Origin of the sequence: Roseibium sp., assembly GCF_050301095.1 — a bacterium.
GTDB lineage: Bacteria > Pseudomonadota > Alphaproteobacteria > Rhizobiales > Stappiaceae > Roseibium.
This window is the reverse complement of sequence record NZ_JBNKYW010000161.1, coordinates 1-24229: the sequence shown is the minus strand read 5'-3', so window position 1 is coordinate 24229 and position 24229 is coordinate 1. Positions and strand designations below refer to the sequence as shown.

The 24229-nt window shown below is 62.6% G+C and carries 25 protein-coding genes and 1 pseudogene; 13 read left to right on the top strand and 13 right to left on the bottom strand.

Annotation, left to right across the window (positions count from 1 at the left end; all coding sequences use genetic code 11):
• The 4 genes from ACQY7U_RS14915 to ACQY7U_RS14900 form a co-directional block, all read right to left on the bottom strand.
• On the bottom strand, positions 1-1136 hold a 1136-nt coding region (locus ACQY7U_RS14915), incomplete at its 3' end, for a YifB family Mg chelatase-like AAA ATPase (protein ID WP_428645712.1).
• Between the two features lie 135 nt (positions 1137-1271).
• Positions 1272-1502: a hypothetical protein gene (locus ACQY7U_RS14910; protein WP_428645710.1), complete on the bottom strand. Its 231-nt coding sequence runs from the start codon at positions 1500-1502 to the stop codon at positions 1272-1274.
• Between the two features lie 115 nt (positions 1503-1617).
• On the bottom strand, positions 1618-2793 hold the full coding sequence (locus ACQY7U_RS14905; RefSeq protein WP_428645708.1) for a YbfB/YjiJ family MFS transporter: 1176 nt from the start codon (positions 2791-2793) through the stop codon (positions 1618-1620).
• Positions 2753-3787: a hypothetical protein gene (locus ACQY7U_RS14900; protein ID WP_428645706.1), complete on the bottom strand. Its 1035-nt coding sequence runs from the start codon at positions 3785-3787 to the stop codon at positions 2753-2755. The genes ACQY7U_RS14905 and ACQY7U_RS14900 overlap by 41 nt, the downstream gene beginning before the upstream one ends.
• A 167-nt stretch (positions 3788-3954) precedes the next feature.
• Here ACQY7U_RS14900 and ACQY7U_RS14895 point away from each other — a divergent pair, with 167 nt between their 5' ends.
• On the top strand, positions 3955-4866 hold the full coding sequence (locus tag ACQY7U_RS14895; RefSeq protein ID WP_428645705.1) for a LysR family transcriptional regulator: 912 nt from the start codon (positions 3955-3957) through the stop codon (positions 4864-4866).
• 286 nt (positions 4867-5152) lie between these two features.
• Positions 5153-6298 carry a PepSY-associated TM helix domain-containing protein gene (locus ACQY7U_RS14890; protein WP_428645703.1) on the top strand — a complete coding sequence of 382 codons (1146 nt, stop codon included), beginning with the start codon at positions 5153-5155 and terminating at the stop codon, positions 6296-6298.
• Positions 6299-6317: 19 nt separating this feature from the next.
• On the opposite strand, the gene ACQY7U_RS14885 is transcribed toward ACQY7U_RS14890, so the two are convergent.
• Positions 6318-7160 carry a LysR family transcriptional regulator gene (locus tag ACQY7U_RS14885; RefSeq protein ID WP_428645701.1) on the bottom strand — a complete coding sequence of 281 codons (843 nt, stop codon included), beginning with the start codon at positions 7158-7160 and terminating at the stop codon, positions 6318-6320.
• A gap of 74 nt (positions 7161-7234) precedes the next feature.
• Here ACQY7U_RS14885 and ACQY7U_RS14880 point away from each other — a divergent pair, with 74 nt between their 5' ends.
• Genes ACQY7U_RS14880 through ACQY7U_RS14870 form a run of 3 tightly spaced genes read left to right on the top strand, consistent with a single transcriptional unit; the run spans position 7235 to position 9260 of the window.
• Positions 7235-8212 carry an NAD(P)H-dependent flavin oxidoreductase gene (locus ACQY7U_RS14880; protein ID WP_428645699.1) on the top strand — a complete coding sequence of 326 codons (978 nt, stop codon included), beginning with the start codon at positions 7235-7237 and terminating at the stop codon, positions 8210-8212.
• Between the two features lie 6 nt (positions 8213-8218).
• Positions 8219-8821: a glutathione S-transferase N-terminal domain-containing protein gene (locus ACQY7U_RS14875; protein ID WP_428645698.1), complete on the top strand. Its 603-nt coding sequence runs from the start codon at positions 8219-8221 to the stop codon at positions 8819-8821.
• Between the two features lie 31 nt (positions 8822-8852).
• The gene (locus tag ACQY7U_RS14870; RefSeq protein ID WP_428645696.1) at positions 8853-9260 is read left to right on the top strand and encodes an MAPEG family protein; all 408 of its coding nucleotides are present in this window, start codon (positions 8853-8855) and stop codon (positions 9258-9260) included.
• A 307-nt stretch (positions 9261-9567) separates the two neighbouring features.
• Here the strand turns inward: ACQY7U_RS14870 and polA are convergent, their stop codons facing one another.
• The 3 genes from polA to ACQY7U_RS14855 all read right to left on the bottom strand — a co-directional run bounded on the left by polA (position 9568) and on the right by ACQY7U_RS14855 (position 14297).
• Positions 9568-12552, bottom strand: a complete 2985-nt coding sequence (gene polA, locus ACQY7U_RS14865; RefSeq protein WP_428645694.1) for a DNA polymerase I — start codon at positions 12550-12552, stop codon at positions 9568-9570.
• Between the two features lie 79 nt (positions 12553-12631).
• Positions 12632-13663 (bottom strand): acyltransferase family protein, encoded by a 1032-nt coding sequence (locus ACQY7U_RS14860; protein WP_428645692.1) that lies wholly within the window; start codon positions 13661-13663, stop codon positions 12632-12634.
• 124 nt (positions 13664-13787) lie between these two features.
• Positions 13788-14297: an FxsA family protein gene (locus ACQY7U_RS14855; RefSeq protein ID WP_428645690.1), complete on the bottom strand. Its 510-nt coding sequence runs from the start codon at positions 14295-14297 to the stop codon at positions 13788-13790.
• Positions 14298-14536: 239 nt separating this feature from the next.
• Here ACQY7U_RS14855 and ACQY7U_RS14850 point away from each other — a divergent pair, with 239 nt between their 5' ends.
• From ACQY7U_RS14850 to ACQY7U_RS14835, 4 genes are read left to right on the top strand one after another with little or no spacing between them, the layout of a single operon-like run.
• Complete coding sequence (locus ACQY7U_RS14850) at positions 14537-15262, top strand: Tim44/TimA family putative adaptor protein (protein ID WP_428645688.1); 726 nt, start codon at positions 14537-14539, stop codon at positions 15260-15262.
• A gap of 3 nt (positions 15263-15265) precedes the next feature.
• Positions 15266-16480 carry a murein transglycosylase A gene (gene mltA, locus ACQY7U_RS14845; RefSeq protein ID WP_428645687.1) on the top strand — a complete coding sequence of 405 codons (1215 nt, stop codon included), beginning with the start codon at positions 15266-15268 and terminating at the stop codon, positions 16478-16480.
• Between the two features lie 3 nt (positions 16481-16483).
• Entirely contained in the window at positions 16484-17053 is a 570-nt protein-coding gene (locus ACQY7U_RS14840) for a Smr/MutS family protein (protein ID WP_428645686.1), read from the top strand.
• Between the two features lie 3 nt (positions 17054-17056).
• A complete protein-coding gene (locus tag ACQY7U_RS14835; protein WP_428645682.1) occupies positions 17057-17428 on the top strand; it encodes a helix-turn-helix domain-containing protein in 372 nt (123 codons plus the stop codon).
• Between the two features lie 39 nt (positions 17429-17467).
• Here ACQY7U_RS14835 and ACQY7U_RS14830 read toward each other — a convergent pair whose 3' ends face one another.
• The gene (locus ACQY7U_RS14830) at positions 17468-18385 is read right to left on the bottom strand and encodes a methylated-DNA--[protein]-cysteine S-methyltransferase (RefSeq protein WP_428645680.1); all 918 of its coding nucleotides are present in this window, start codon (positions 18383-18385) and stop codon (positions 17468-17470) included.
• Positions 18386-18479: 94 nt separating this feature from the next.
• A complete protein-coding gene (locus tag ACQY7U_RS14825; RefSeq protein WP_428645679.1) occupies positions 18480-18941 on the bottom strand; it encodes an Lrp/AsnC family transcriptional regulator in 462 nt (153 codons plus the stop codon).
• Between the two features lie 144 nt (positions 18942-19085).
• Here ACQY7U_RS14825 and rocF point away from each other — a divergent pair, with 144 nt between their 5' ends.
• Positions 19086-20018 (top strand): arginase, encoded by a 933-nt coding sequence (gene rocF / locus ACQY7U_RS14820; protein WP_428645715.1) that lies wholly within the window; start codon positions 19086-19088, stop codon positions 20016-20018.
• An 11-nt stretch (positions 20019-20029) separates the two neighbouring features.
• Positions 20030-21106 carry an ornithine cyclodeaminase gene (locus ACQY7U_RS14815; RefSeq protein ID WP_428645677.1) on the top strand — a complete coding sequence of 359 codons (1077 nt, stop codon included), beginning with the start codon at positions 20030-20032 and terminating at the stop codon, positions 21104-21106.
• A 90-nt stretch (positions 21107-21196) separates the two neighbouring features.
• Here ACQY7U_RS14815 and ACQY7U_RS14810 read toward each other — a convergent pair whose 3' ends face one another.
• A complete protein-coding gene (locus tag ACQY7U_RS14810) occupies positions 21197-21934 on the bottom strand; it encodes a glutathione S-transferase family protein (RefSeq protein WP_428645676.1) in 738 nt (245 codons plus the stop codon).
• An 89-nt stretch (positions 21935-22023) separates the two neighbouring features.
• Between ACQY7U_RS14810 and ACQY7U_RS14805 the strand changes: the two genes are divergently transcribed.
• Complete coding sequence (locus ACQY7U_RS14805) at positions 22024-22638, top strand: TetR/AcrR family transcriptional regulator (protein WP_428645675.1); 615 nt, start codon at positions 22024-22026, stop codon at positions 22636-22638.
• A gap of 16 nt (positions 22639-22654) precedes the next feature.
• Here the strand turns inward: ACQY7U_RS14805 and ACQY7U_RS14800 are convergent.
• Positions 22655-22819, bottom strand: a pseudogene (locus tag ACQY7U_RS14800) (orotidine-5'-phosphate decarboxylase); the annotation flags it as partial.
• 312 nt (positions 22820-23131) lie between these two features.
• Between ACQY7U_RS14800 and ACQY7U_RS14795 the strand changes: the two are divergent.
• Positions 23132-23683, top strand: coding sequence for a hypothetical protein (locus ACQY7U_RS14795; RefSeq protein ID WP_428645673.1), 552 nt, complete (start codon positions 23132-23134; stop codon positions 23681-23683).
• Here ACQY7U_RS14795 and pyrF read toward each other — a convergent pair.
• A partial coding sequence (gene pyrF / locus ACQY7U_RS14790) for an orotidine-5'-phosphate decarboxylase (RefSeq protein ID WP_428645671.1) occupies positions 23676-24229 on the bottom strand: 554 nt, incomplete at its 5' end. The genes ACQY7U_RS14795 and pyrF overlap by 8 nt on opposite strands.

Here is a 24229-nt window from a genome sequence, read left to right as displayed (position 1 = left end):
TCATAAAGCGGACCCGAAATCTTGCCCTGGTAATCGAGCGCGCATTTGGGTGCCCGGCCACACGCCAGCGCCTCATCCCCCAGATAGCCACAGCGGCAGGGGTTCATGGCGGCGACCAGCTGAATGCGGGCCGGGTAGGTGACCCGGTGGTTGGCGCGGGCAATCACCGCCTCGCCGGATTCCAGCGGCTGACGCAGGCTGTCGAGCACCTGAGGGCTGAATTCGGGCAGTTCGTCCAGAAAGAGAACGCCGTTGTGGGCAAGAGAGACCTCGCCGGGTTTTGCCCGGAGACCGCCACCGACAAGGGCGGCCATGGAGGCAGAGTGATGCGGGGCGCGGAAAGGGCGCCGGTCGGTCAGCTTGCCCTCGCCCAGCTCGCCCGCGAGCGAGGCGATCATCGAGACTTCCAGCAGTTCACGAGGGGTGAGGGGCGGCAGGATCGACGGCAACCGGCTTGCCAGCATCGACTTGCCGGAGCCGGGTGGTCCGGTCATCAGGAGATTATGGCCGCCGGCGGCTGCGATTTCCAGGGCGCGGCGGGCGCTTTCCTGGCCCTTGACCTCGGCGAGGTCCGGCAGGTTGCCGGCATTGCCGTGGAGCCTGGCCACCGGCCGGGACAACACCTGCGTGCCCTTGAAGTGATTGGCAAGCTGGATGAGGGAACCGGGTGCCAGAATGGTCATGTCCGCGTCCGCCCAGGCAGCCTCGCCGCCGCTGGACTGCGGACAGATCAGGCCCTTGCCGAGGGCATTGGCGCCCATGGCGGCGGGCAGGACACCGGTGACAGGCGCCAGCGTACCGTCCAGGCCAAGTTCGCCCAACACCACGAAATCAGTCAGGAACTCCGCAGGGATCGCCCCGATGGCGGCCATCACCCCGAGGGCGATCGGCAGATCGTAGTGGGAGCCTTCCTTGGGCAGATCCGCCGGGGCCAGATTGACGGTGACGCGTTTGGCCGGCAGTGCCAGTCCGGAGGCGGAGAGGGCGGCACGCACCCGTTCCCGGCTTTCTGCGACGGCCTTGTCGGGAAGGCCGACCACATTGAAGGCGACCATGCCCGGCCCGACGTGCACCTGCACATCCACCGGAACCGCCTCAATGCCCTGAAAGGCAACCGTCGTAACCTTGCTGACCATGCGCCGCCTCTACCCTGAGCTGCAGGTCAGCGAACCATAACTCTCTGGAAGTTTCAAGAACAAAGATCGAACAAATGCCCGCAACCCGCGCGCGCGCCGCACACCAGCGCCGCCTGGTAAGCGGAACTTTGCGCCTTACGATACCAGCGAAGGCACCGCCCGGCGTTGCCGGCCGTCGCTGTTCGCCCGTGCCAGCATCTCGTTCAGGTAATCCGGCACGAGGAAGTTTTCGCTGGTGGTCAGGCGGTTTGCTTCCATCCACTCGGACACCAGTTCGAGCATCCTGTCGGGATCTTTTTCGAACATGGCACGGCACAGCTCCATGTCGAGCCGGACGTCTTTTTTAAAAGCAGAAGATACGATCATGGTTCCAGACACGCGTTACAGATTTGCAATCACAACGTGCCATCAGAATGCGCACAATTCCCGTTCAAGGCGAGAAAATTGCGGTTATGGCCGGGGGTGGCGTCATAAAACCGTGTTATGCAGGCGCCCGGAACAGCGCCAGGGCGCAGCACAGAAGACCGGCTGCCACGAACAGCATGGACTGGCCGAGCACCGGGATCAGATACCCGCCGATGACCGGACCGGCGCCCTGCCCCAGGGAAATCAGGAAAAACGTGAACCCGAAACCGATGGAGGGCGCCTCGCGGAAGATCCGCATGCTCCACATGCCGAAGAGGGCCGTCATCACGATAAAGCCGATGCCGAAGCCCGCCGCTGACAGGAAGATGCCGAACCTGGAGCCGATCAGAAGCGGCAGGGAGGCGATCGCCGCGCCGACGGCGACCGCGAGCGCGGCATAGGTCCGGCCAAGGCCCCAGCGGTTCACCAGCCCACCGGCAAAACACCCGGTTACCCCGGCCATGCCGAGAACGATCCAGAACAGGATGGCATCACGCGGCCGGCCGGTGAGATCCGTAAGAAGCTCGACCGCATAGGTCCAGTAGATCACCGAAACGACACCGAAGAGCAGCGCGGCACAGAACAGGGGCCGCGCCTTATCGTATGTCAGCAAACGCAATGATACGGCGGTTTCCCTGGTATCCCGCACGTTCCGGCGCCTTGGAAGGGTGAACATGTTCCAGAAGGTGACGATGACGGCGAGCCACGCGAAGACCAGCCAGGCCAGACGCCAGTCCGCACCCGCGTAGAGCGCCAGCGGCCCGGCAAGGGCGACGCCAAAGCCCGTACCGGAATTGATCCAGGCATAAACCGAATTCTGGCGAACCGGTTCGGTGTGCCGGACAATGACATCGGAGAACGGCGGATAGGCAAGACCCGGGCTGGTACCGGCCAGGAAAACGCCGAAGGCGAGACCGAGGGGGCTGGCCGCCGAAGCGATGATCATCATGCCCGCGGCCGCCGCCATGCCGCCCAGCAGAATGGGCAGCCGCGGCTCCACCGCGGTAGACAGCCACGCCCCCAGAAAGGTCGCCGCCAGGTATCCCACATAGGAGGATCCGGCGATCAGCCCGACGGTTTCCGTCGAAAGTCCGAACTCCAGGCGGATCTCGGGCAGGAACAGGCCGAAGCAATAACGCGCCAGACCATAGGTCACCGCCACGATGGCAAGGCCCGCCGCCGTCAGGTTGCGCGCCTTGCCGGGCGGGCGGTCATAGCCGTCGCGAGAGCTGGAAGTGAAGTGTTTGGTCATCGGTGAGCGTCTCGCCGGTTATTTCGAAATGGCCGCCGTGACTGCGATAGTGGCGGTACTGATCGAGTGTCAGCTTCAGGCAGTAGTTGGAAACATGCAGGTTTCTGCCATTGGCCGCATTGGAAAACTCCTCGCCGAGTATGGCAACCTGGGCGGTCTGGCCGTCCCTGAAGACGACGGGCAGCAGGAAGAAGCGGTTGAGCGTCGGGGCTGTCTGGTCAACAGCCTGCTCAAAGGCGATGCGCGAAAAACGCTGCATGGCCGGATGGGCGTAGAACACCGGGATCTTGCCGATCTGCCCCGCATTGTAGAGCTGGCTTTCGGAAAGCAGCAGATCGCCCGGCCTGGCAATGTCCCGCAGCCATCCGTTGACCACAAAGGGATCGTCGTTGCCTTCCTGGAAACCAAGCATGGTGACGAGCGCGGGCGGGGCATCGCTTTCCAGAACATCGTTCAGGCGAAAGGCGTCGAAGGAGGTGGTGACGAAATCCAGCCGCGTTCCGGTAAGGATTTCCTCCAGCGCGGGACGCATGTGCGCCGTCGACATCGGGTTGATATCGACGGCGACATAGCGGTCGATCCGCACGCCCATTGCCTGCAAGGTCCTGATGATGAAGCCGGTCTTGACCGGCTCCGGGCCAAGTTCGACATAGACCAGCGGGCTGCCGGCGGCGTTTTCCGCGATTTGCGCGCAGATCTGCCACAGCGCATCGCGGAAAGAGGTGCCCTCCATGGTCAGGCGTCCGAGATCTTCCGTGCCGAGCCCTTCCCGGTTCAGCGCCCTCATCAGCCGAAACACCTCGTCGAGGTGGTCCGCCGCGGTTTCGCGGCTCGCCCCGCTGGAGTATTTCACCCGGTTGTCCTGGGTGAAGATGCGGTCGAGGCCGAATTCGGTATGCGAGGCGATGGACCGGTGCACCCTGTGCTGCAGCGGGAGAAGGTCTTCATTTCCATCCAGAATGTCCGGTTGGCCGATCGGTAGCACTAGTGTCATATCGGATACCCGTATTGATGAAGGACATTTACGGATTATGCGATTTTTAACCTCTGCATAAATTTCTAATTGCAGTAATGCATAATAGAACGTTATGATTGTCTCGTGCTGGACTGCAACAACCGTTTCAACGCACCAAAAAAAGCAAAAAAACGGGGGGCAGTACCATGACCATAGGCCGATTCAACATCGAGCTGCTCGAAGCCTTCGTTGCTGTCGCGGAATCCGGCAATGTGACCCGCGCCGGATCCCGGCTGAACCGCACGCAACCTTGCGTCAGCACCCAGCTGAAGCGCCTGGAGGAGCGTGTCGGAAAGGCGCTGATCGAACGCAACGCCCGCACCATGAACCTGACGGCGGCGGGTCGTATCCTTTATCAGCACGCAACCGAAATTCTCAGGTCGCACGAGGAAGCGCGGTTGCGGCTGGCGGCGCCGGAGCTGACGGGGACCGTGCATGTCGGGCTTCCCGAATGGTATGCAACCGACAAGTTGCAATCCATCTTCTGCAACTTCGTGAAGATCCATCCGCACGTCAAACTGGAGCTGACGGTGGCGGACAGCGCGACGCTGCACGACATGCTGGCCAGAAACGAGATCAATCTGGCGATTGCGCTGGTGTCGTCTTCCGAAAAGTCAAAACCTGCCGAGACCGTCGAGGAAGCGCTGCACTGGGCCGTCAGCGAGGACTGCACACTGACCGATCCGCTGCCTCTGATCCTGTTCCCAGAACCCTGCCCCTTCCGCGAGATGGTCTTCAGTGCCCTGGCCGGGGCCGGGCGGCAATGGTACGAGCGCATCACCACCACCAGCGTCGCCGCCGCCCAGGTGGCGGTCAGGTCCGGCGCCGGCATCTGCTGCCTGCCCTCGGGCGCCCTTCTGGACGGTTTCAAGGTGCTGAAGGAACAGCACGGCTTTCCCGCCCTGCCGGCAACCGAGCTTGCGATCTATACCCCTTCGACCAACCAGTCTCCGATCGTCGATTATCTGGAAGAGCATCTGAACGCCCTGCTCCAGAGCGCAACCGCCCCGCACTCGGCCCTTGCCGGCAAGATACAGCCGGACCTCAGGGTGGTGTGAGATCCGCGAACTGCGCCCTGGCTGCAACCGCCCGGGCTCCGGGCCGTCGAAGCAATCCGACATCGTCCCGCGACAGGCCGCACCGGCGGACGGGCTGGTTGGCGTCGGAGCTTGCCGGCGTCCCCCTTACCGGCGCTGCGGCATGCCGTTCTGCCGGCAGCCCCCAGGTCGGTGACAACGGCTGCTAATTTGCACATGTGTCGCACCCTCCAGCCTTTGACCTTGGCTGCAATTGTCCGTAGTCCTGAGGCTTACCAGCGAGTCAGAAACACCTGGCGGCGGCATCATGTCCTTCAAACGTACAATTTTCTGGTCCCATCTCGTTATCGGAGTGGCATTCGGCCTTGTCATCCTGATGATGTCGGTCACCGGCGTGCTTCTGACCTATGAACGGCAGATCGTCACCTTTCTGGAAAACCGCATGGTCGAAAGACCCGAAGGCTTCCGGCCTCTCGGCATTGACGCACTGGCGGCAAAGGCGCTGGAAAATGGCGCGCAACCCGGCAACTCCCTGGTGATTTCGAACCAGGATGGCGCAGCGGCGAGAATATCCGTCAGCCGCCGGGAAAATTACCTCCTGAATCCCTATACGGGAGACCGGATCGAAAATGCCGCGCAAGACGCAAAGGCCTTCTTCAGGACGCTCACCAGCCTGCACCGCTGGTTTGCACTGACCGGAGAAAGCCGGGCTGCGGGTAAGGCGGTTACCGGCGCAGCCAATCTCGGCTTCCTGTTTCTTCTGGCATCCGGACTTTATCTCTGGTGGCCGAAATCCTGGAAGTGGCGGATCGTCAGGACGAACCTGTTGTTCCGCAGGAACCTGCCGACTTCGAAGGCGCGCGACTATAACTGGCACCATGTCTTCGGGATCTGGGCGCTCGTCCCCCTTTTTGCAGTGGTGCTGACCGGCGTCGTGATTTCCTACCCCTGGGCCGGAACTGCGGTGACAGCCGTTTTCGGCCCGGCAGACCCTGCCCATGCAGGCCGCTCTGCGGGCGGTCCGCTCCAGGCCAGGCAGGGCAAGAGCGACGGTTTCACCAGCCTTCAGGAGATTGCCGACACCATTGCACGACAGGAACCTGCCTGGAACACCCTTTCGATCAAACTGCCCAGGGACAAGGCAGCCCGCGTTCTGGTGACGGCCGATACCGGCAACGGCGTACAACTCTCCAGGCAGACAACTTACGCAGTTGCCCGGACCAGCGGCGAGATCCTCGACATCACCAGACCGGAAGACCAGTCGTCCGGACGGCGCGCCCAGGTCTTTCTGCGCTTTCTGCACACGGGCGAAGTCTATGGCGTAGCGGGCCAGACCATTGCAGGATTGGGATCGCTGGCTGCCGTTTTTCTGTTCTACACGGGGTTCGCCCTGGCGTACCGCCGCTTGATCCAGCCGGTTTTCCGGCGGCGGATCGCCGGCTCCACCAGCTGAGACCGGGCAACAGATCGGGTCATTGCCGGTCCGCCAGGATCCCGATGAGCCGCCGGTGGGATTCGACGGGGGAATGGTCGTTGCGCCAGACCAGGTAGGTGGTCACCTGCGCAAAGGGATCCGGCAGCGGTTCGATCCTGAGCTCGCCGGCATTGCGGTAGCCGCGGATCGCGCTTTCCGGACCGACGGCAAAACCAAGGCCCGCCTCGACGCAACCGAGAATGCCTTCCAGTGTTCCCATTTCGGTGACTTCCGTGTCGCTGCGGCCGATGCTGCGCAGCCAGGACTGGGCCGTTGCCCGGTAGCTGCAGCCTGAGCGGAATGCCAGCAGAGGATCGGACACGGTGCCCGCCGGATTACGTGCGCAAACCAGCCGTTCGGCAAAGGCCGTCACAGCCCGGAACCTGTCGCGGTCGACGGGACCGGCCACGAAGGCCGCGTCGATTTTCCGGTTCCAGACCTTGGCGAGCAAATCGGCGGTCGACCCTGTCTGCAAGGAAATCGCTGATGCCGGACAAAGATCCTTGAGCCGTTTCAATAGAGACGGCAGGCGCACGGCGGCCGTCGTTTCCATGGAACCGAGGGAGAGCGGCGCACCCGCCCCGGCGGCTTCCAGCAGGTCCCGCTCGGCGCGCTCGAATTGCTGCAGAAGCTCGACCGCCCGCTCATGAAGACGTTCGCCGAACTCCGTCAGCCGGGCGCCCGCCTTGCTGCGCTGAAAGATCTTCTGGCCGAAATGCTCCTCCAGACGCCGGATGCGCGAGGTGACGTTCGACTGGACACAGTGAAGCACTCCGGCTGCCCCGGAGAACGAGCCGGCTTCGGTCACGGCCACCAGCGTTTTGAGCAGAACGAGATCCATCTATCTATTTTAGAGATATCAAATTTCATAAGCAATCATTATTCTTGTATTCAAAGTGTTGCCAGGATGGCGGCATGAAACAGCTCATAGACACCCCCTTCACCCGCCGGTTCGGCCTTCGGCACCCGGTCATGCTGGCGCCCATGGACAGGATTTCCGACGGCCGGCTTGCCGCGGCGGTTTCCCGGGCGGGCGGTTTCGGCCTGGTTGGCGCCGGTTACGGCGATCCGGACTGGATCGACGCCGCCTTCGAGGCTGCCGGCGACCAGCACGTCGGCATCGGCGTCATCACCTGGAGCCTTCTGGAAAAGCCGGATCTCGTGGAAGCGATCCTCGACCGGAACCCGGCGGCCCTTTTTGTCTCCTTCGGAGATGCCGAACCGATCATCGCGGCTGCCAGAGACCGGGGCATCCCGACCATCTGGCAGGTGCAGCGCCTGGATCAGGCACGGCAGGCCATTGCTGCCGGAACGGACATTCTGGTTGCCCAGGGTCAGGAAGGCGGCGGCCACGGCATGGACCGGGGTCTTTCCGCCCTCCTGCCCGCCGTCCGGGACCTCGCCGGAACGGAACAGATCGTGCTTGCCGCGGGTGGCCTGGCGGACGGGCGCGGGCTGGCCGCCGCCCTGATGCTCGGGGCCGACGGCATCATGATGGGCACCCGCTTCTGGGCAAGCCGTGAGGCCAACGGATCGGAGAAGGCCAAAGCCGCCCTGGTTGACGCACAGGGTGACGACACGGCCCGCTCCAGCGTCTTCGATGTTGCCCGGGGCCTCGACTGGCCCACCGAATTCACCGGACGCGTCGTTCAGAACGCCTTCTCAAAACCGTTTGCCGACAACCCGGCTTCCATGGCTGCGACCGCAGCCGAAATGCGGCGGACTTACACCGCCGCCGAAGCGGACGATTTTTCGGTGCGGGCACTGATTGCCGGGGAGTCGCTCGATCTTGTGACCGACATCCGCCCCGCCGCAGACATCGTCGATGCCACCGTGCGCGAGGCTGCCAAGTTGCTGGCGCGCGCTCCTACTTTCCTGACCGACAAGGCTTGACCCGCGATGAAACTCTATTTCGCCAACACCTCACCCTATGCCCGCAAGGCCCGCATGGTGATCCTTGAAAAGGACCTGGAGCCCCAGGTGGAATGCATTTTCCGGAACCCGTTCGAGGAAAGCCCCGACCTGAAGCAGGCCAATCCGCTCGGCAAGGTTCCGGCCCTGATCACGGCCGAGGGCCAGGCCGTTTTCGACAGTCCGGTGATCTGCGCCTTTCTGGACGCGCTTACGCCGGAACCGAGGCTCATTCCGGATGACGGTACGCGCTGGCACGTCCTGACCGCGGAAGCGCTTGCGGACGGCATTCTGGACGCCGCCTTTGCCATCGTCATGGAGCGCCGGCGGCCTGAGGAACAGCAATCGCCCATGTGGCTGGAGCGCTGGGAAACGGCCATCCTGCGCACGGTTTCCGCCCTCGAGGCTGATCTTTCCGCATTTACCGGCAACTTGAACCTTGCCCAGATCGCGCTCGGCGCGGCGCTCGGCTATCTCGATTTCCGCCTGCCCGACATCGACTGGCGAACCGGCGATCCCAAGGTCAGCGCCTGGTTCGCCGAATTCGCTGAGCGGCCCGCCATGAAGGCGACCGATCCGGCGAGCGCCTGACCGTCATCCGTCCCGACAAGGAAACAGCTCCATGCAGCCTTTATCAGCCGAACTCCTGGCGACCGCGCTTGCCGCCGGTCTCACCGGCCTCCTCTGGGTCCCGATCATCCTGAACCGGCTCGCCGAAATGGGGCTTTGGACGGCGCTCAAAAACCCGCAGCCGGATGTGCGCCCCGAGGCCGACTGGGCGCATCGGCTGGCACATGCCCACCGCAACGCGCTGGAGAACCTTGCCGTCTTCGCACCGCTCGCGATCATCGTGCATGTTCTTCAAGCTGGCGACGGCCTGACGGCCGGCGCCAGCCTCATCTTCGTCGCCAGCCGCGTCGCCCATGCCGTCATCTACGCCTTAGGCATCCCGCTGCTCAGGACAATCGCCTTCTTCATCGGGTTCCTGTGCCAGATGGTTCTGCTGCTGCGGGTGCTCGAGGTGATTTAGGCCTGCGCGACACGGCTGATGGTGATCAAGGGCTGCACGGCTTGAAGGAAGAGCGGCCCTGTTTCAGTAGCTGCCGGGATATGTCGGCAGTACCCCGATGTCACCCCGGGCGACCGAAGGGAGACCCGGGGCCTACTCGTTTCCAGAGAGCTGTTGTGATGCGGCCTGTTTCCGGAAAACAGATATTTGCTTCAGCAAGTCGCGCTGAGAGTGGGCCCCGGCTCTTCGCTGCGCTGCGGCCGGGGTGACACCAGTGCTTTCTCTTCCCATTAAGGAGCAGAATTCTCTGCAACTCTGAAACGGTACCCTAATGCGCCTCGTCCCAGTTTTCCGCCGCACGGGCGTCGACTTGCAGGGGCACGGACAGCTTCAGGGCCGGGTCGCAGGCGTTTTCCATGACGTCCCTGATTAACGGGATAGTGTCGTCGACCTGGGCGTCCGGCACCTCGAAGATCAGTTCATCATGGACCTGCAGCAGCATCTGCGCATCGAGCTTGGACGTTGCCAGCCGGTCCTCCATGCGCACCATGGCGCGGCGCAGGATGTCGGCGGCCGAGCCCTGGATCGGGGCGTTGATGGCGGCGCGTTCATAAAAGGCGCGCATGTTCGGGTTCTTGGTGTTCACCTCCGGATAATGGGCCTTGCGACCGAAGATGGTGGTGACATAGCCGTTGGCATGGACCTGTTTCTTGGTCGCTTCCATATAGTCCCTGATGCCGGGGAAGCGCTCGAAATAGGTCTTGATGTAGTCGCCCGCCTCGCCGCGCGAAATGCCGAGCTGGTTGGCGAGGCCGAAGGCGGAAATGCCGTAGATGATACCGAAGTTGATCGCCTTGGCCCGGCGGCGGACCATCGGGTCCATGCCCTCGATCGGCGTACCGAACATTTCCGAGGCCGTCATGGCGTGAATGTCGAGCCCGTCGTCGAAGGCCTTTTTCAGTTGCGGGATATCGGCCATATGCGCCAGGACGCGGAGTTCGATCTGGCTGTAGTCGGCCGAGATCAGCTTGTGGCCCTTTTCCGAAACGAAGGCCTTGCGGATCTTCCGGCCTTCTTCTGTCCTGACCGGAATGTTCTGCAGGTTCGGCTCGGAGGAGGAGAGGCGTCCCGTCGTGGTCGCCGCCAGCGCGTAGGACGTGTGGACCCGATTGGTTTCCGGGTTGATGTAGCCGGGCAGGGCATCGGAATAGGTGGATTTCAGCTTGGAAAGCTGCCGCCATGCGACGATCCTGGACGGCAGTTCATGGCCTTCGGCGGCCAGTTCCTCCAGCACCTGCGCGGAGGTCGACCAGGCGCCGGTCTTGGTTTTCTTGCCGCCCGGCAGGCCCATCTTGCCGAAGAGGATGTCGCCGAGCTGCTTGGGCGAGCCGATGTTGAAATGTTCGCCGGCGAGCTCGTAGATCTCCGATTCCCGGGCCGCCATGCCTTGCGCGAAATCGCCGGAAAGGCGCGACAGCATCTGCCGGTCGACGGAAATGCCGCGCTTTTCCATGCGCGCCAGCACCGGCACCATGGGACGCTCCAGCGTCTCGTAGACGGTGGCCATGTGTTCGCTCGCAAGCCTTGGCTTCAGAATCAGCCACAGGCGCAGCGTCACGTCCGCATCCTCGGCGGCATAGGCGGTCGCCTTGTCGATGGCCACCTTGTCGAAGGTGATCATCGATTTGCCCGAGCCGCAGACCTCCTTGAAGGGGATCGGCTTGTGGCCGAGCCATCGCTCTGACAGTTCGTCCATGCCGTTGCCGCCCTTGCCCGCGTCGAGCGTATAGGAGAGCAGCATGGTGTCGTCGTAAGGGGTGATATCGATGCCGTGGCGGGTCATCACCAGCCAGTCGTATTTGAGGTTCTGCGCGATCTTCAGGACCGAGCGGTCCTCCAGCATCGGCTTCAGCACCTCCAGAGCGTCTTTCAGCGGGATCTGGTCCGGCAGCAGACCGCCGCCGCCCAGAAGATCGCCTTCGCCGTCCACATGGGCAAGCGGCACGTAGCAGGCCTTGCCCGGCTCCGTCGACAGCGACAGGCCGACCAGATCGGCCTGCATGGCATCCAGCGAAGTGGTCTCGGTATCGAAGGCGACATAGCCCTTTTCATAGGCCGCGTCGCACCACGCCTTCAGCCGTTCGACGCTGGTGACCGTCTCATAGGCACCGGAGTCGACCGGGATCGCCCGGATGCTAGCAGCACGCGCGTCCGCCACGGTCTGCGGCACCATCAGGCCGTCATTCCCCGGCGCGGCATCCGCGGCGCCCGCCTCGGCCTCGGACGCGGCGCCGCCGGTGCTGCGTTCCGCCATGCGGCCCTTGTGGTCCGGCACGTCCCAGCCAGGCACTTCGAACTCGGCGGGCTCGATATTGGCGAGTTCCGCACCGGTCGTCTCCGCAACGCGCTTGGTCAGCGTGGTGAAACCCATGGCCTTCAGGAAGCCGACCGCCCTGGGGCCGTCGACGTCGGTCACGGTCAGGTCGCCGACCGGAACTTCCACCGGCACATCCTGTTTCAACGTGACAAGTTTTTTGGAAACACGCGCCTGATCGGCGAATTCTATCAGATTTTCCCGGCGCTTGTTCTGCTTGATCGAAGTGGCATTCGCGAGCAGGGCTTCCAGATCGCCGAATTCGTTGATCAGGAGCGCCGCCGTCTTCAGGCCGATACCCGGAACGCCCGGCACATTGTCGACGCTGTCGCCCGCCAGCGACTGCACCTCGATGACCTTGTCCGGCCCGACGCCGAATTTCTCGAACACTTCCGCTTCGCCGAAGGTCTTGTTCTTCATGGTGTCGATCATGCCGACCTTCGGACCGATCAGCTGCATCAGGTCCTTGTCGCCGGAGACGATGGTGACACGAGCGCCCTGTTCGGCAGCCTGCCTTGCGTAGGTCGCGATCAGGTCGTCGGCCTCGAAGCCTTCCTGTTCGATGCAATGGACGGAGAAGGCCCGGGTCGCCTCGCGGATCAGGCCGAATTGCGGCACCAGATCCTCCGGCGGTTCCGGCCGGTGGGCCTTGTATTCCGGATAGATTTCGTTCCGGAACGTCTTGGCGGAATGGTCGAAGATCACCGCGAAATGGGTCGGCTCATCCCCCTCTTCCGGCGTCAAGCCTTCCTGCAGCAGCTTCCAGAGCATGTTGCAGAACCCGGAAACAGCGCCGACAGGCAGGCCGTCGGGTTTGCGCGTCAGGGGGGGGAGCGCGTGATAGGCGCGGAAGATGAATGTGGACCCGTCCACCAGGATCAGGTGGTCGTTGGCGGTGAGGTCTGGGGAAGTGCTTTGCGTCGACATGGCGCGGATCATGCCCGCAGCCCGCCCTTGAGAAAAGTCCTAAAGATAAAAATTCCCGACAGTTCCCGCCACCGGCCTGATATCGGCCGCGTTACTCCGCCGCCTGCGCCCGTTTTCCGGGTTTGAAAGTCCCGTTCAGATAGGCCCATTCCGGCCGTTTGAACAGGAACCAGCCCATGTTTGTCCTGCCGATCAGCCAGAACAGGATCATCGGACTGACGGTAGCGACCGTGGTCACGATGAACGAGACGGAGCCGGTGTCCAGAAGCCCGAGCTTCAGAAGGACGATCCGGCTGATGGCCATCGGGAAGAAGAAGGCCAGATAGATGACGATGGAATTCTCGCCGAAAAGGCGCAGAAAGCCGAGTCCGCCCCAGCGCACGATCAGGGCGCTGGTGAGTATGATGGCTCCGGCTCCGGCCGCACCCAGGGCGAGCGCGACAAAGGGCAGCTTGGACCAGCCGAGCCAGACCAGTGTGCCGTTCACCAGCCCCCAGACCAGAAGGCAGGCAAAGCTGATCGCGGTGCGCTCGCGCGCCCAGGCGGCCAGGGTGAAGATCTTGGGCGCGAAGACAAATCCTGCATAGAAATAAACGAAGCGTGCGGCGAACTCGTCGACGACCAGCCAGCCGGTGTGGATCTTCGCGACCTGCAGCGCGGCGGCAAGGCCCAAAACCAGCTGCCAGGGCACGCCCCGGTCATGAGCCAGTTTCGAGACGACGAAAAAAACCGGCAGCATGTAGATGAACCACAGGGAGCCGAAGGGGTCGATGAAACTGAGCAGATAGAGTTCGAATGTCGCGCGCGCGCCCATCTCCTGCACGAAGAGCGGCGCCTTGACGAGAAGCTGAAGCGTCATCCAAAGCACATAGAAATAGGCAAAATGGACGACCTTGCGGTCGGTGTAGAGCTTCCAGTCGCGGGCGATGACGTTGGACAGGAACAGGCCGGAGAGCATGAAGAAGTCCGGCATGCGGAAGGGGGCCGCGAAGGCGACGACCGGATGCATCCACCCCCTCTCGCCGGCAGCTTCCTCGACACCAAGCACGGAATTCATCATCACCACGAAGATGATGCAAATGCCCTTGGCCGTGTCCACCCAGTCAACGCGTCCTGCGCTCATCGGTTCCCGCTGCAGCTCAATGCCGGAAAGAAATTTTCCGGATCAGCGGACATGTCTAGCGGAAACATGTAAATTTTGCGCATACGGCCAGGGTCACGTTTTTGTGACCGCTTTCGGTGCCGGATCAGGAGCCCTGACCGTTCGAGCCGTCCTGCCAGGGGCTGATCCTCGGCTGCCCGGAGCCCGACGGATTGTCCTTCTTTTCCGACCAGTCGTCCGCATCGAGATCGACAACGGAGCCATCAGCCCGACGCCGGCCCATGCCATCTTCGACGATGACCACATCTGAGCGGGATATGATGAAGCGGGCCAGGGCTTCACGGAAAGGCGGCACGAACAGGAGGAGACCGATCGCGTCGGTCACAAAACCTGGAATGAGAAGCAGAATGCTGGCCAGCACGATCATGGCGCCCTGCATGACCTCGTTGCCGGGCGCCCGCCCCGCATCCAGTTCCTTCTGCATGCGCATGAGCAGCGACAATCCCTGCTGACGCAGCATCAAGGTGCCGGCCAGGGCAGTGACGACAGTCAGGAGAATTGTCGGAACGACACCGATCAGGCCGCCGACCCAAATGAACACTGCAATTTCAATCAGGGGCAGCAGAAGGATGCCGGCGATGATATAAAGTCCCACGGGACCTCCATGGTCTGATACTCTGTTTGGCCATAAGGTAGACATTCGGTCACAAAAATGCGAGCAGGCTGACGAGAGAAACAGTGCCTTGGCGAATATTCTGTCTTGCTCTTGGGTCTGGATGCTGGTTCAACGTCCCCCTAAATAAGTATCTGACAGACATAACGTGTGGGGCGGCTTCCAACCGATGGACCGGATGGGCGGCGTCTACGGCCTCAGAAGGGTAGCCGGAACGAAAGATGAATGAGATTTTTGACCCCTTAACGCTGATCCTCCTGGGACTTGCGGTCTTCATCCTGTTCAAGTTGCGGTCGGTGCTGGGCAAACGCACCGGCAACGAGCGGCCGCCGTTCGACCCCTATTCGAAACCGGAGCAGCCGAAAGGCCAGGCGAACGGACAGGACAACGTGATCCCGCTGCCGAACCAGACGGCTCAGCCGCAGCCCGAACCGGTCGGGGAACCTGGACCGGGCGGAAACATGGTCATCGACAAGGTTGCCCCGGCAGGCTCCGCGCTCAACAGCGCCCTCAAGCAGATCCTGTCCGTCGACCGCAGTTTCGAACCGGAGCCTTTCCTGGAGGGCGCCCGCGCGGCCTATGAGATGATCGTCATGGCCTTCGCCGACGGCGACAAGAAGGCACTCAAGAGCCTCTTGTCCCGCGATGTCTACGAGGGCTTTGTCGCGGCCATCGAGGACCGCGAAAAACGGGGCGAGACCATCGAGTCGACGTTTGTCGGCATCGACAAGGCCGAGATCGTCGAAGCGGCACTGAAAGGATCGACCGCCCAGGTGACCGTGAAGATCCACAGCCAGCTGATTTCCGCGACGCGGGACAAGGACGGCGAAGTGGTGGACGGCGATCCGTCCAAGGTCTCCGAGGTGATCGACATCTGGACCTTCGCGCGGGACACCAGTTCCCGCGACCCGAACTGGAAGCTGGTCGCGACCGAATCCGCCGAATAAACCATGGGGCGAGGGAGACCGATCAAGCGGTGGCCACCGGCCTTCCCGCTCGCCGCTTCGCTGAAGGGCGCGGTTCTCGCCGCGCCGCTTTTCTTTTCAGGAGCTGCCTTTGCCATGCAGCAGGATCCGCACTTGCCGGACACGCTCGAACAGACGGCCTTTGCGGATCTGAAAGGCTGGGCGGAAGACGACCATGCAGCAGCGCTTGCCGGCTTTTTGAGGTTCTGCCGGAATCCGGCTTCCGACAAAGGCGGCATGTCCGCAGACGATTTCCGTCATTTGTGCCAGCTTGCCGAAGACAGCGCCGGCGGGTCGTCCACAGACGCGCGGCGCTTTTTCGAGACCCGGTTCACCCCCTTCAAGTTTGCCGGAAACGGCTTCGTCACCGGTTATTTCGAACCTGAGGTCGCCGCATCCCGGCAAAGGACCGGTACCTACCGGGTGCCGCTCCTGAAAAAACCGGAGGGCCTTGAGCCGGCGGCAGCCACCAACCGTCCCGCAAACTGGCCTGCCGACCTCAGTCACGGCCGCCGGATTGGCGGAACCTTGAAGGAAATGCCGGACCGCGGCGCGATCATGGACGGCGCCCTGGACGGTGAAGGGCTCGAACTTGCCTATCTTGCCGACCCCGTCGACGCGTTTTTCATCCACGTTCAAGGCTCCGCCCGGCTGCGCTTGAGCGACGGATCGGTGATGCGGGTCGGTTATGCGGGCAAGACGGGCCATCCCTATACCGGCATCGGCCGCCTCCTTGTGGAACGCGGCGAAGGCTCGCCGGAAGACTTCACCATGGCGGGCCTGCGCAAATGGCTGAAGGACCATCCGGACAGACGCGATGCGCTGCTTCGGCAAAACCGCTCCTTCATCTTTTTCCGCGAGGTCACGGAAACCGCCCCGGACGAGGGCCCGGTTGGCGCGGCCGGCCTGCCGTTGGTGGCGGGCCGCAGCCTTGCAGTCGACGCGGACCACATTCCCTATGGCGCAATGGTGTTCGTCTCCGCCGGTTTTTCCGACTGGCAGCACGGCAACAAGACCTTCGCCCGCCTGATGGTGGCCGACGACACCGGCTCGGCGATCAAGGGACCGGCACGCGGTGACATTTTTGCAGGGTCCGGTGAAAAAGCCGGTGCCATTGCCGGCGAGATCCGCCATTCGGCGGAGTTCACGGTTCTTGTTCCGAACGTCGCCGTTGGCAATCCGGCCGTGCCGACGGACTGAACCATGGCGAAACGGGGGAAAAAGGGAACGCTTTCGCCGGAAGACCGGCACCTGTGGGGCAAGGTCACCAAAACCCTGACGCCGCTTCATCCCGAACGCGCCACCCGTCTTGAGGAGGAGCTGGCAAAATCCGTCGAAACTGCCATGCCGGAAAGCGCCAGAACACCCAGAACCGCGACCGCGATCAAGGCCCCCGCACCGGCCTACAAGCCGCCCGCACCGCCACCGCTGCATCAGCTCGAGCACAAGTACCGCCGAAAGATCGTGCGCGGCGTGACGGCGATCGATGCGAGGATCGACCTGCACGGGCTGACACAGCATCAGGCCCACGACCGGCTGCGCGGCTTTCTCCATCAGGCCCAGGCACGCCAGCACAAGGTGGTTCTGGTGATCACCGGCAAGGGCGGAGGTCCGGGAAATGCCTATATGGACGAGCGTGGAATTTTACGCAGAATGGTTCCCCAGTGGCTGTCCCTGCCGGACCTGCGGCCCATCGTGATCGGCTACGAGGAAGCGCATGCCAGCCACGGCGGAGCAGGGGCGCTCTATGTCCGCATACGGAGGAAAAGGTAGGTCGTGACACCGCTTGGGGCGAAAATCCGCGAACTCAGAAACAAGAGGGGCGTCTCGCTGAAGGAGATGGCCGCCTCGCTGTCGGTCTCCAGCGCCTATCTTTCCGCGCTCGAACACGGCAAGCGCGGCAAGCCGACCTGGTTCCTCGTGCAGCGGATCATCACCTATTTCAACGTCATCTGGGACGAGGCCGAGGAAATCCAGCGGCTGGCGGAACTCTCCGACCCGCGCATCACCATCGACACGGCGGGCCTGGACCCGAAGGCCACCGAACTCGCCAACCAGCTGGCCCTCAAGATCGGCATCCTGTCGGAAGACTCTCTTGCGGCGCTGTTGCACCAGCTGCGGGTCGCCGCCGCCAAGGACGACGTCTGAAGCGGTCTGCCGGACACTTCCAGTCAATTCTCTTTGGTATCAGACACATTCCAGTACCGGGCCGGACAATCCGCTTTCCCAGCCGAGAATGGCGCGTTTGCGGGTCAGGCCCCAGTGATAGCCGCCGAGCTTGCCCCCCTTGGCCAGCACCCGGTGACAGGGCACGACGAAGGACAGCGGATTGCGGCCGACGGCCGTGCCGACCGCCCGGGAGGCCCTGGGATTGCCGAGGCAGGCGGCAATGTCGGAATAGGTGGTGGCCTGACCCATCGGGATCTTCAGAAGCGTCTGCCAGACACGGATTTCGAAATCGGTACCGATCATGACGATGTTCAGCGGCTGGTCTTCCCGCCATTTTTGCGGATCGAACACCCGCGCCGCATATCCTGATGTTGCCTCCTGGTCCCGGGCGAAATCGGCCGCCGGCCAGCGGTTGCACATGTCTTCCAGTGCCGAAGCCTCTTCGCCGGGATCCGCGAAGCCGAGCCCGGCAAGCCCCTTGTCCGTCGCCATGACGAGAACCTGACCGAAGGGGGACGGGTGAAAACCGTAGCCGATCTTCAAGCCACTGCCCCGGTTGCGATAGTCGCCCGGTGTCATCGCCTCGTGGGTGACGAAGAGGTCGTGCAGCCGGCCCGAGCCGGACAGGCCGACCTCGTAGGTGGCGTCGAGCACGCTGGCGGACTCGCGCAGGAGCGCCTTGGCATGGTCCAGCGTAATCGCCTGGAGGAACTGTTTCGGCGTCAGCCCCGCCCAGCGCGAAAACACCCTTTGCAGCTGGATCGGCTGAAGACCCGCTTCCCGGGCTAGCTGTTCCAGCGTCGGCTGGTCGCGCCAGTCTTCGGTGATGCGCTTCAGGGTCTGACGGACGACGGCATAGTTTTCGGCTGCTTCCTCGCCGACGGAAATCGGCTTGGGGTCGGGTGCAAGGCTTGCAAGGTCGAGGGCTTTGGTCATGTCGGTGGCTTCATGTCCTGAATTCTTCCCCGATTTTAGTCGGCGCGGTCGTCAAGCGCGACCCGATTTGCGAGCCATGGCGCAGCGCGTTCAATTACCCCAGAACATCCTTGAATTCGCTGGCGGAGGCGGCCGGGCCCTTGCGGGTGGACAGCAGCAGGTTGGTCTCGGTCCCCGTGATGCCTTCGATCAGGCGGATCCGGTTCAGGACATCGTCAAAGCCGGCGAGGTCCCGCGTGGCGATGTCAAGAACGAGGTCCCATTTGCCGTTGGTGGAATGTATGGCCCTGACTTCCGTCATCGCGCTCAAGGCGCGGCTGACCGGTTCCGTATTGTGTCCGTCCACCACCACCAGCGTGATAGCGCGGATGGGAAGGTCACGCCAGTCGTCCCGCAGGACGGCCGTGAACCCAAGGATTTCACCGGTTTCGATCAGCTTTTCCATGCGCGAGCGGACTGTTGCGCGAGAGACTTTCAGGTCACTTGCCAAATCGGACACCGATCTTCGGCCATCGTGACGTAAAAGCGAGATTAGTCGTAGATCCAGATCGTCCATAGCACCACTTTGGTCAATTGAGCTTATCAAAATGATAAAATCGATTGAACATTTGATCAAGTGACCGGATTTACTCCGCCGCCGCGTTTCAGCACACTAATGCCATCGGTCACAAACAATGAGGCGGAGAACAAAGTGAACGTCATGAGCAAGCAGATCGTGCTGGTTGGTGCCCCGGTCAACGACGGCGCGGGCAGCAAGGGCTGCGTCATGGGCCCCGACGCCTACCGCACAGCCGGTCTCGCCGGAACCTTGCGGGAGCTGGGCCACTCCGTGACCGATCACGGCAATCTCAAGCCGGTCAGCACCGGCGGCCTCACACCGCCCAATCCGGTCCTGAAGAACTACGATTCCTATGCCGGCTGGACCCGGGCCCTGCACGCCAAGGCGACCGATCTCGGTGCCTCGCCAGTCTTCCCGATCTACATGGGCGGCGACCACTCGCTGGCGGCAGGCACCGTATCGGGCCATGCGAAGGCCGCGGCCCTCATGAACCGGCCGTTCTTCGTGCTTTGGCTCGACGCCCATTCCGATTTCCACACGCTGGACAGCACGGCAAGCGGCAATCTGCACGGCACGCCGCTGGCTTATGCCTGCGGGCTGCCCGGTTTCGACGATCTGCTCGGTGCACCGCTGGAACACATCGTCAAACCGGAAAACGTCGAGATCCTGGGCGTGCGCTCCATCGACACGGCCGAACGCGCGCTTCTGCTCAGCATGGGGGTCGGCGTCAGCGACATGCGCAGCATCGATGAAGACGGCATCAGCACACGGCTGAAGCCGTTCCTGGACAAGGTCCGGGACGCCAACGGCCTGCTGCATGTGAGCCTCGACGTCGATTTCCTCGACCCGGAAATCGCCCCGGCCGTCGGCACGACCGTCCCCGGCGGCACCACCTTCCGCGAAGCCCACCTCGTCATGGAAATGCTTCATGACAGCGGCCTCGTCTCTTCGCTCGATCTCGTCGAGCTCAATCCGTTTCTGGACGACCGCGGCAAGACCGCGCGCCTGATGGTCGAGCTGACCGGCAGCCTTTTCGGCCGCAGGGTCTTCGACCGTCCAACAAGAAGCTTCTAGAGGATAGCAGAATGTCTGACATCAACCTGAAACCGTCCGAACTGGCCTATGTGCCTTTCGTCAGCGTCGACGACATGATGCGCAACGTGCGCGCCGTCGGTGTCGAAACGATCATGCGTGGCATCGCCGAGTATATCGAAGAGGATTTCCTGCGCTGGGAAAGCTTCGACAAGCGCCCCCGCATCGCCGCCCACGCGCCCCAGGGCGTGATCGAACTGATGCCGACCAGCGATGGCAAGACCTTTGGTTTCAAATACGTCAACGGCCATCCGAGCAACACACGTGAAGGCCGCCAGACCGTGACCGGTTTCGGCGTCCTGTCGGACCTGAGCACCGGTTATCCGCTGCTCTTCACCGAGATGACCATCCTGACGGCCCTGCGCACGGCGGCGAACTCCGCCCTTGCGGCCAAATATCTGGCACCGAAGGGCTCCACCACCATGGCGGTGATCGGCAATGGCGCCCAGTCCGATTTCCAGTGCCTGGCCTTCAAGGACATGCTCGGCATCACCGAAATCCGTGCCTATGACATCGATCCGGACGCCAGCGTGCGCCTTGCCCGCAATCTCGCCAATTCGGGCCTCAACGTGACCATTTGCAAGACGCCGGAAGAAGCGATCGAAGGCGCGCAGATCATCACCACGGCCACCGCCGACAAGAAATACGCCACCATCCTGACCGACAACATGGTCGGCTCCGGCGTTCACATCAACGCGGTCGGCGGCGACTGCCCCGGCAAGACCGAATTGCACAAGGACATCCTGCTGCGTTCCGATATCTTCGTGGAATTCCCGGACCAGACCCACATCGAGGGCGAGTTCCAGCAACTCGACCGCGATCATCCGGTTACCGAACTCTGGCAGGTCTATGCCGGCAAGGCCGCCGGCCGGACGTCCGACACCCAGATCACGCTGTTCGACAGCGTCGGATTTGCCATCGAGGACTTCGCGGCCCTGCGTTACATGCACGATCTCCTGCCGAGGACCGGTCATTTCGTGAAACTGGACCTGCTGGCGGATCCGGACGACCCGCGCGACCTTTACGGCATGGTGCTGCGCTCAGAGGCCGCCGACGACCAGGCGGCATAACCACAGCACCGGAACAGCTGCGGATCAACTATCCTCCCTCTGGAAGCAAAAACTGGATCGGCCAAAATGGCCGATCTTTTTCTTTGAAGGTCATGCCGCCTTCTGAACGTCGGCAAAGCTCAGCGCTTCGAGGGCATCGCACCAGTTGACGAGTTCCGGTATCTGCCTTGCGATTGTTGCGGCAGGGGTTTTCATCGGCCATCGGACCATGAGAGCGGCCTGGCCGTAGCAGGCAAAATCCGCAAGCCCCGGCCTGTCGCCGCAAATGAAGGGCCGGCTCGACAGCAGACCTGCCAGACCCTCGAATTGCCGGCGGGCCATTTCCACGATTTCCTCATGACTGTGCCGGGTGATGCCGCGCGCATGAAGCTGTTTGGCGAATTGCCGCCTCAGCAGCGGGAAGACGACGGCCACCATCGGCTTCGGCATGTCCGTCTCGAAGACCCCGCGCAAGAACTCCTGTCCTTCCGGCAGCATGAAAAGCTCGTATTCGAGGATTTGGTGGACCCGCTCCTCGAATGCGGTTCTGAAGGCCAGCGCAATGCCCTGGTCGGCCCGGGAAAGGCCCGCTTCGGCATCCTTCAGACCGAGCCGTTCGGACAGGTGTGCAATGATACGGTCGCTGTCGGCAATGGTCTCGCCGTCGATCTCCACCCAGGGACTTTTTCCTTTCGGCCCCTTGCCCGGATTGTTTTGCACGGCCGAACGCCAGGGAACCCTGTGATAGGCCAGCCATGCCAGCAGCTTGAGGGCAAACGGACCGCAGGTCGGAAGACCCCAGGCCGGCGCGAAGTGATAGACGACGATTTCCGGTTTCTCAGCGGTCATGATTGGGGTCTCCCGGGTCGAACCACTTTACTTACCATTGGTAAGGAGGATAGTCTGGAACGGCGGGATCGGTCAAGGAAAAGGGTGAGATGCACGGAAAACGGAAGGATGAACGCAACGGGGTGTCGCGTGCGAAAGACCCAAGACAAAGGTTTCTGAAGGCCGCGCTCGAAATATTCCTGGCAGGCGGATTGAAGAAACTGACCTTCGATGCCGTCGCCTCGAAGCTTGGCGTCAGTAAACAGGCCGTCATCCATTGGTTTCCGACCAAGACGCATCTGGTCGCGGCCCTGCTGATTCCCGCCCTTCGCGGGGAAGCGCAAACGGTGCTGGCCGCCTGTGCGCGGGAGAATGGCTCAAACTCGCTGAAATCCGGGCTCCTGGCCCTGGCCGAGTATCATCTCGCCGATCTCGAACGCTTCCGCATGATCTACCTCGCCCCCCAGAGCGGTGCCGGTATCGAGTTCGCCGCCAAACCGGACGTTGCCGCCGAGATCCACGCGATCACGTCAGGAATGTACCGGGCGCTCGCCGGCTGCATAAGGACGCCGGATCCGGAAATGGCCAGGCTGCAGGCCGTCTCCCTGCATGCCGCAGTCATCGGTGTCGTCACCATGATCGCCCTCGGCCGGAGCGTCGGAGACCCGATGAAACACGGCGGCATGGATCAGGTACGATGCCTGATCGAACGTCTCGGCATTTGAGGGGCTTAAAGCTCGCCTAAGCGAGCGCCGCCTCGATTTCCGCCACAACGGCGTCGGCGGCGGCTGCCGGATCGGCGGCCCGGATGGTGTCTTCCGGCGTCATTACCCGGCGCTGGTCGCCCGCCGCGCTGCCCGCCGGGCGGATGCCTGGGGTGACGATCACGAGGTCGTTGCCGAGGACCGGTCATTTCGTGAAACCGGACCTGCTGGCGGATCCGGACGACCGGCGCGACCTTTACGGCATCGTGCTGCGCTCAGAGGCCGCCGACGACAACCAGGCAGCGTGATCGCAAGAAATCAAGCACCCCACAGCGCAACTGAACCACCGCTTCGGCGGTGGTTCTTTGTTGCCGGGACCTCTCCGACTTCCAGTCGTTGCCAATCCCGATGGACAGGACCCGGGCGTACGACCGGACTATTCGTTTTGTTAAGACAATCCGTGTTGAGTGACGATCTTTCCAACGGCTTGTTCCAAGCCACAAGAGGATCTTCGATGAATTTCAGATATTTGATAGTGCTTGGACTTGTTGCCAGCGCGACTTCAACAGCCGAGGCCGCGGAACAGTTTTTTACCTACAAGGACTGGAACGTTCAGGTCGAAACCGTCGATACAGGCGAAGACCTGCGCGTGACATGCAGCATGTGGACCGGCGGCGACGGTGATCCGACGGTCGGCTTTTCAGTTTCAAACGGCGACGCGCTGCCGCCCGACTTCTTTCCGGGCGTTCAGCTGACCGAACGTGCCATTCGCGGTCAGGCAACCGTGTTGCAGAACGGCCAGACCGTCAATTTCGTCTTCGACGACGGCGACAGCGCTACGGCAACCGTGACCGCGGATTTCGACGAGGACGGTTTCGCCTTCGCCCTGACCGATTTCCCCTTTGAGCACAATCAGCGTGTCCTGCAGGCCATGCAGCGCAACGGCCAGATCGAAATTATCGGACCGGGCGGACTTGTTTACACCGCATCGCTCAACGGTTTCACCGCTTCCTACCGAAAGGTTGCCGAACAGTGCGGCTTCCCGGCTGAGGGCGTCGTCAACTAAGCGCCGCCTCGATTTCCGCCACAACGGCGTCGGCAGCGGCTGCCGGATCTGCCGCCTGGTTGACCGGGCGGCCGACGACCAGATAGTCGCTGCCGGCGCGAATGGCGTCTTCCGGCGTCATTACCCGGCGCTGGTCACCCGCCGCGCTGCCCGCCGGGCGGATGCCCGGGGTGACGATCACGAGGTCGTTGCCGAGGATGGCGCGCATCTTCGCGGATTCCGTCGCCGCGCAGACGATGCCGCCCATCCCGGCGGCCTTTGCGTCCCTGGCACGCGCTTCCACCACATCGGCAATGGGTCCACGGTAGCCGGCGGCCACCAGATCGTCCTCATCCATGGAGGTCAGAACCGTCACGCCGAGCAGGCAGAGGTTCGGGTTGCCCTCTTCCGCCAGCCCCTTGACTGCCGCGCGCATGGTTTTGGGATAGCCGTGCAAGGTCATGAAGGTCATGCCCATCTTGGCGACGTTCCGGACCGCCTTGGTGATGGTGTTGTCGATGTCGTGGAGTTTCACGTCCAGAAAAATCTTGTGACCGCTAGCCGCCA

Excerpts from the sequence above, each read along its gene's own strand:
- ACQY7U_RS14895 (WP_428645705.1), top strand. The coding sequence starts at position 3,955 with ATGACCATAGGCCGATTCAACATCGAGCTGCTCGAAGCCTTCGTTGCT.
- ACQY7U_RS14795 (WP_428645673.1), top strand. The coding sequence starts at position 23,132 with ATGAATTTCAGATATTTGATAGTGCTTGGACTTGTTGCCAGCGCGACT.
- ACQY7U_RS14830 (WP_428645680.1), bottom strand. The coding sequence starts at position 18,385 with ATGACCAAAGCCCTCGACCTTGCAAGCCTTGCACCCGACCCCAAGCCG.
- ACQY7U_RS14875 (WP_428645698.1), top strand. The coding sequence starts at position 8,219 with ATGAAACTCTATTTCGCCAACACCTCACCCTATGCCCGCAAGGCCCGC.
- rocF (WP_428645715.1), top strand. The coding sequence starts at position 19,086 with ATGAGCAAGCAGATCGTGCTGGTTGGTGCCCCGGTCAACGACGGCGCG.
- ACQY7U_RS14825 (WP_428645679.1), bottom strand. The coding sequence starts at position 18,941 with ATGGACGATCTGGATCTACGACTAATCTCGCTTTTACGTCACGATGGC.
- ACQY7U_RS14805 (WP_428645675.1), top strand. The coding sequence starts at position 22,024 with ATGCACGGAAAACGGAAGGATGAACGCAACGGGGTGTCGCGTGCGAAA.
- ACQY7U_RS14850 (WP_428645688.1), top strand. The coding sequence starts at position 14,537 with ATGAATGAGATTTTTGACCCCTTAACGCTGATCCTCCTGGGACTTGCG.
- ACQY7U_RS14880 (WP_428645699.1), top strand. The coding sequence starts at position 7,235 with ATGAAACAGCTCATAGACACCCCCTTCACCCGCCGGTTCGGCCTTCGG.
- ACQY7U_RS14840 (WP_428645686.1), top strand. The coding sequence starts at position 16,484 with ATGGCGAAACGGGGGAAAAAGGGAACGCTTTCGCCGGAAGACCGGCAC.
- polA (WP_428645694.1), bottom strand. The coding sequence starts at position 12,552 with ATGATCCGCGCCATGTCGACGCAAAGCACTTCCCCAGACCTCACCGCC.
- ACQY7U_RS14890 (WP_428645703.1), top strand. The coding sequence starts at position 5,153 with ATGTCCTTCAAACGTACAATTTTCTGGTCCCATCTCGTTATCGGAGTG.
- ACQY7U_RS14905 (WP_428645708.1), bottom strand. The coding sequence starts at position 2,793 with ATGACCAAACACTTCACTTCCAGCTCTCGCGACGGCTATGACCGCCCG.
- ACQY7U_RS14810 (WP_428645676.1), bottom strand. The coding sequence starts at position 21,934 with ATGACCGCTGAGAAACCGGAAATCGTCGTCTATCACTTCGCGCCGGCC.
- mltA (WP_428645687.1), top strand. The coding sequence starts at position 15,266 with ATGGGGCGAGGGAGACCGATCAAGCGGTGGCCACCGGCCTTCCCGCTC.
- ACQY7U_RS14870 (WP_428645696.1), top strand. The coding sequence starts at position 8,853 with ATGCAGCCTTTATCAGCCGAACTCCTGGCGACCGCGCTTGCCGCCGGT.
- ACQY7U_RS14900 (WP_428645706.1), bottom strand. The coding sequence starts at position 3,787 with ATGACACTAGTGCTACCGATCGGCCAACCGGACATTCTGGATGGAAAT.
- ACQY7U_RS14910 (WP_428645710.1), bottom strand. The coding sequence starts at position 1,502 with ATGATCGTATCTTCTGCTTTTAAAAAAGACGTCCGGCTCGACATGGAG.
- ACQY7U_RS14885 (WP_428645701.1), bottom strand. The coding sequence starts at position 7,160 with ATGGATCTCGTTCTGCTCAAAACGCTGGTGGCCGTGACCGAAGCCGGC.
- ACQY7U_RS14815 (WP_428645677.1), top strand. The coding sequence starts at position 20,030 with ATGTCTGACATCAACCTGAAACCGTCCGAACTGGCCTATGTGCCTTTC.
- ACQY7U_RS14860 (WP_428645692.1), bottom strand. The coding sequence starts at position 13,663 with ATGAGCGCAGGACGCGTTGACTGGGTGGACACGGCCAAGGGCATTTGC.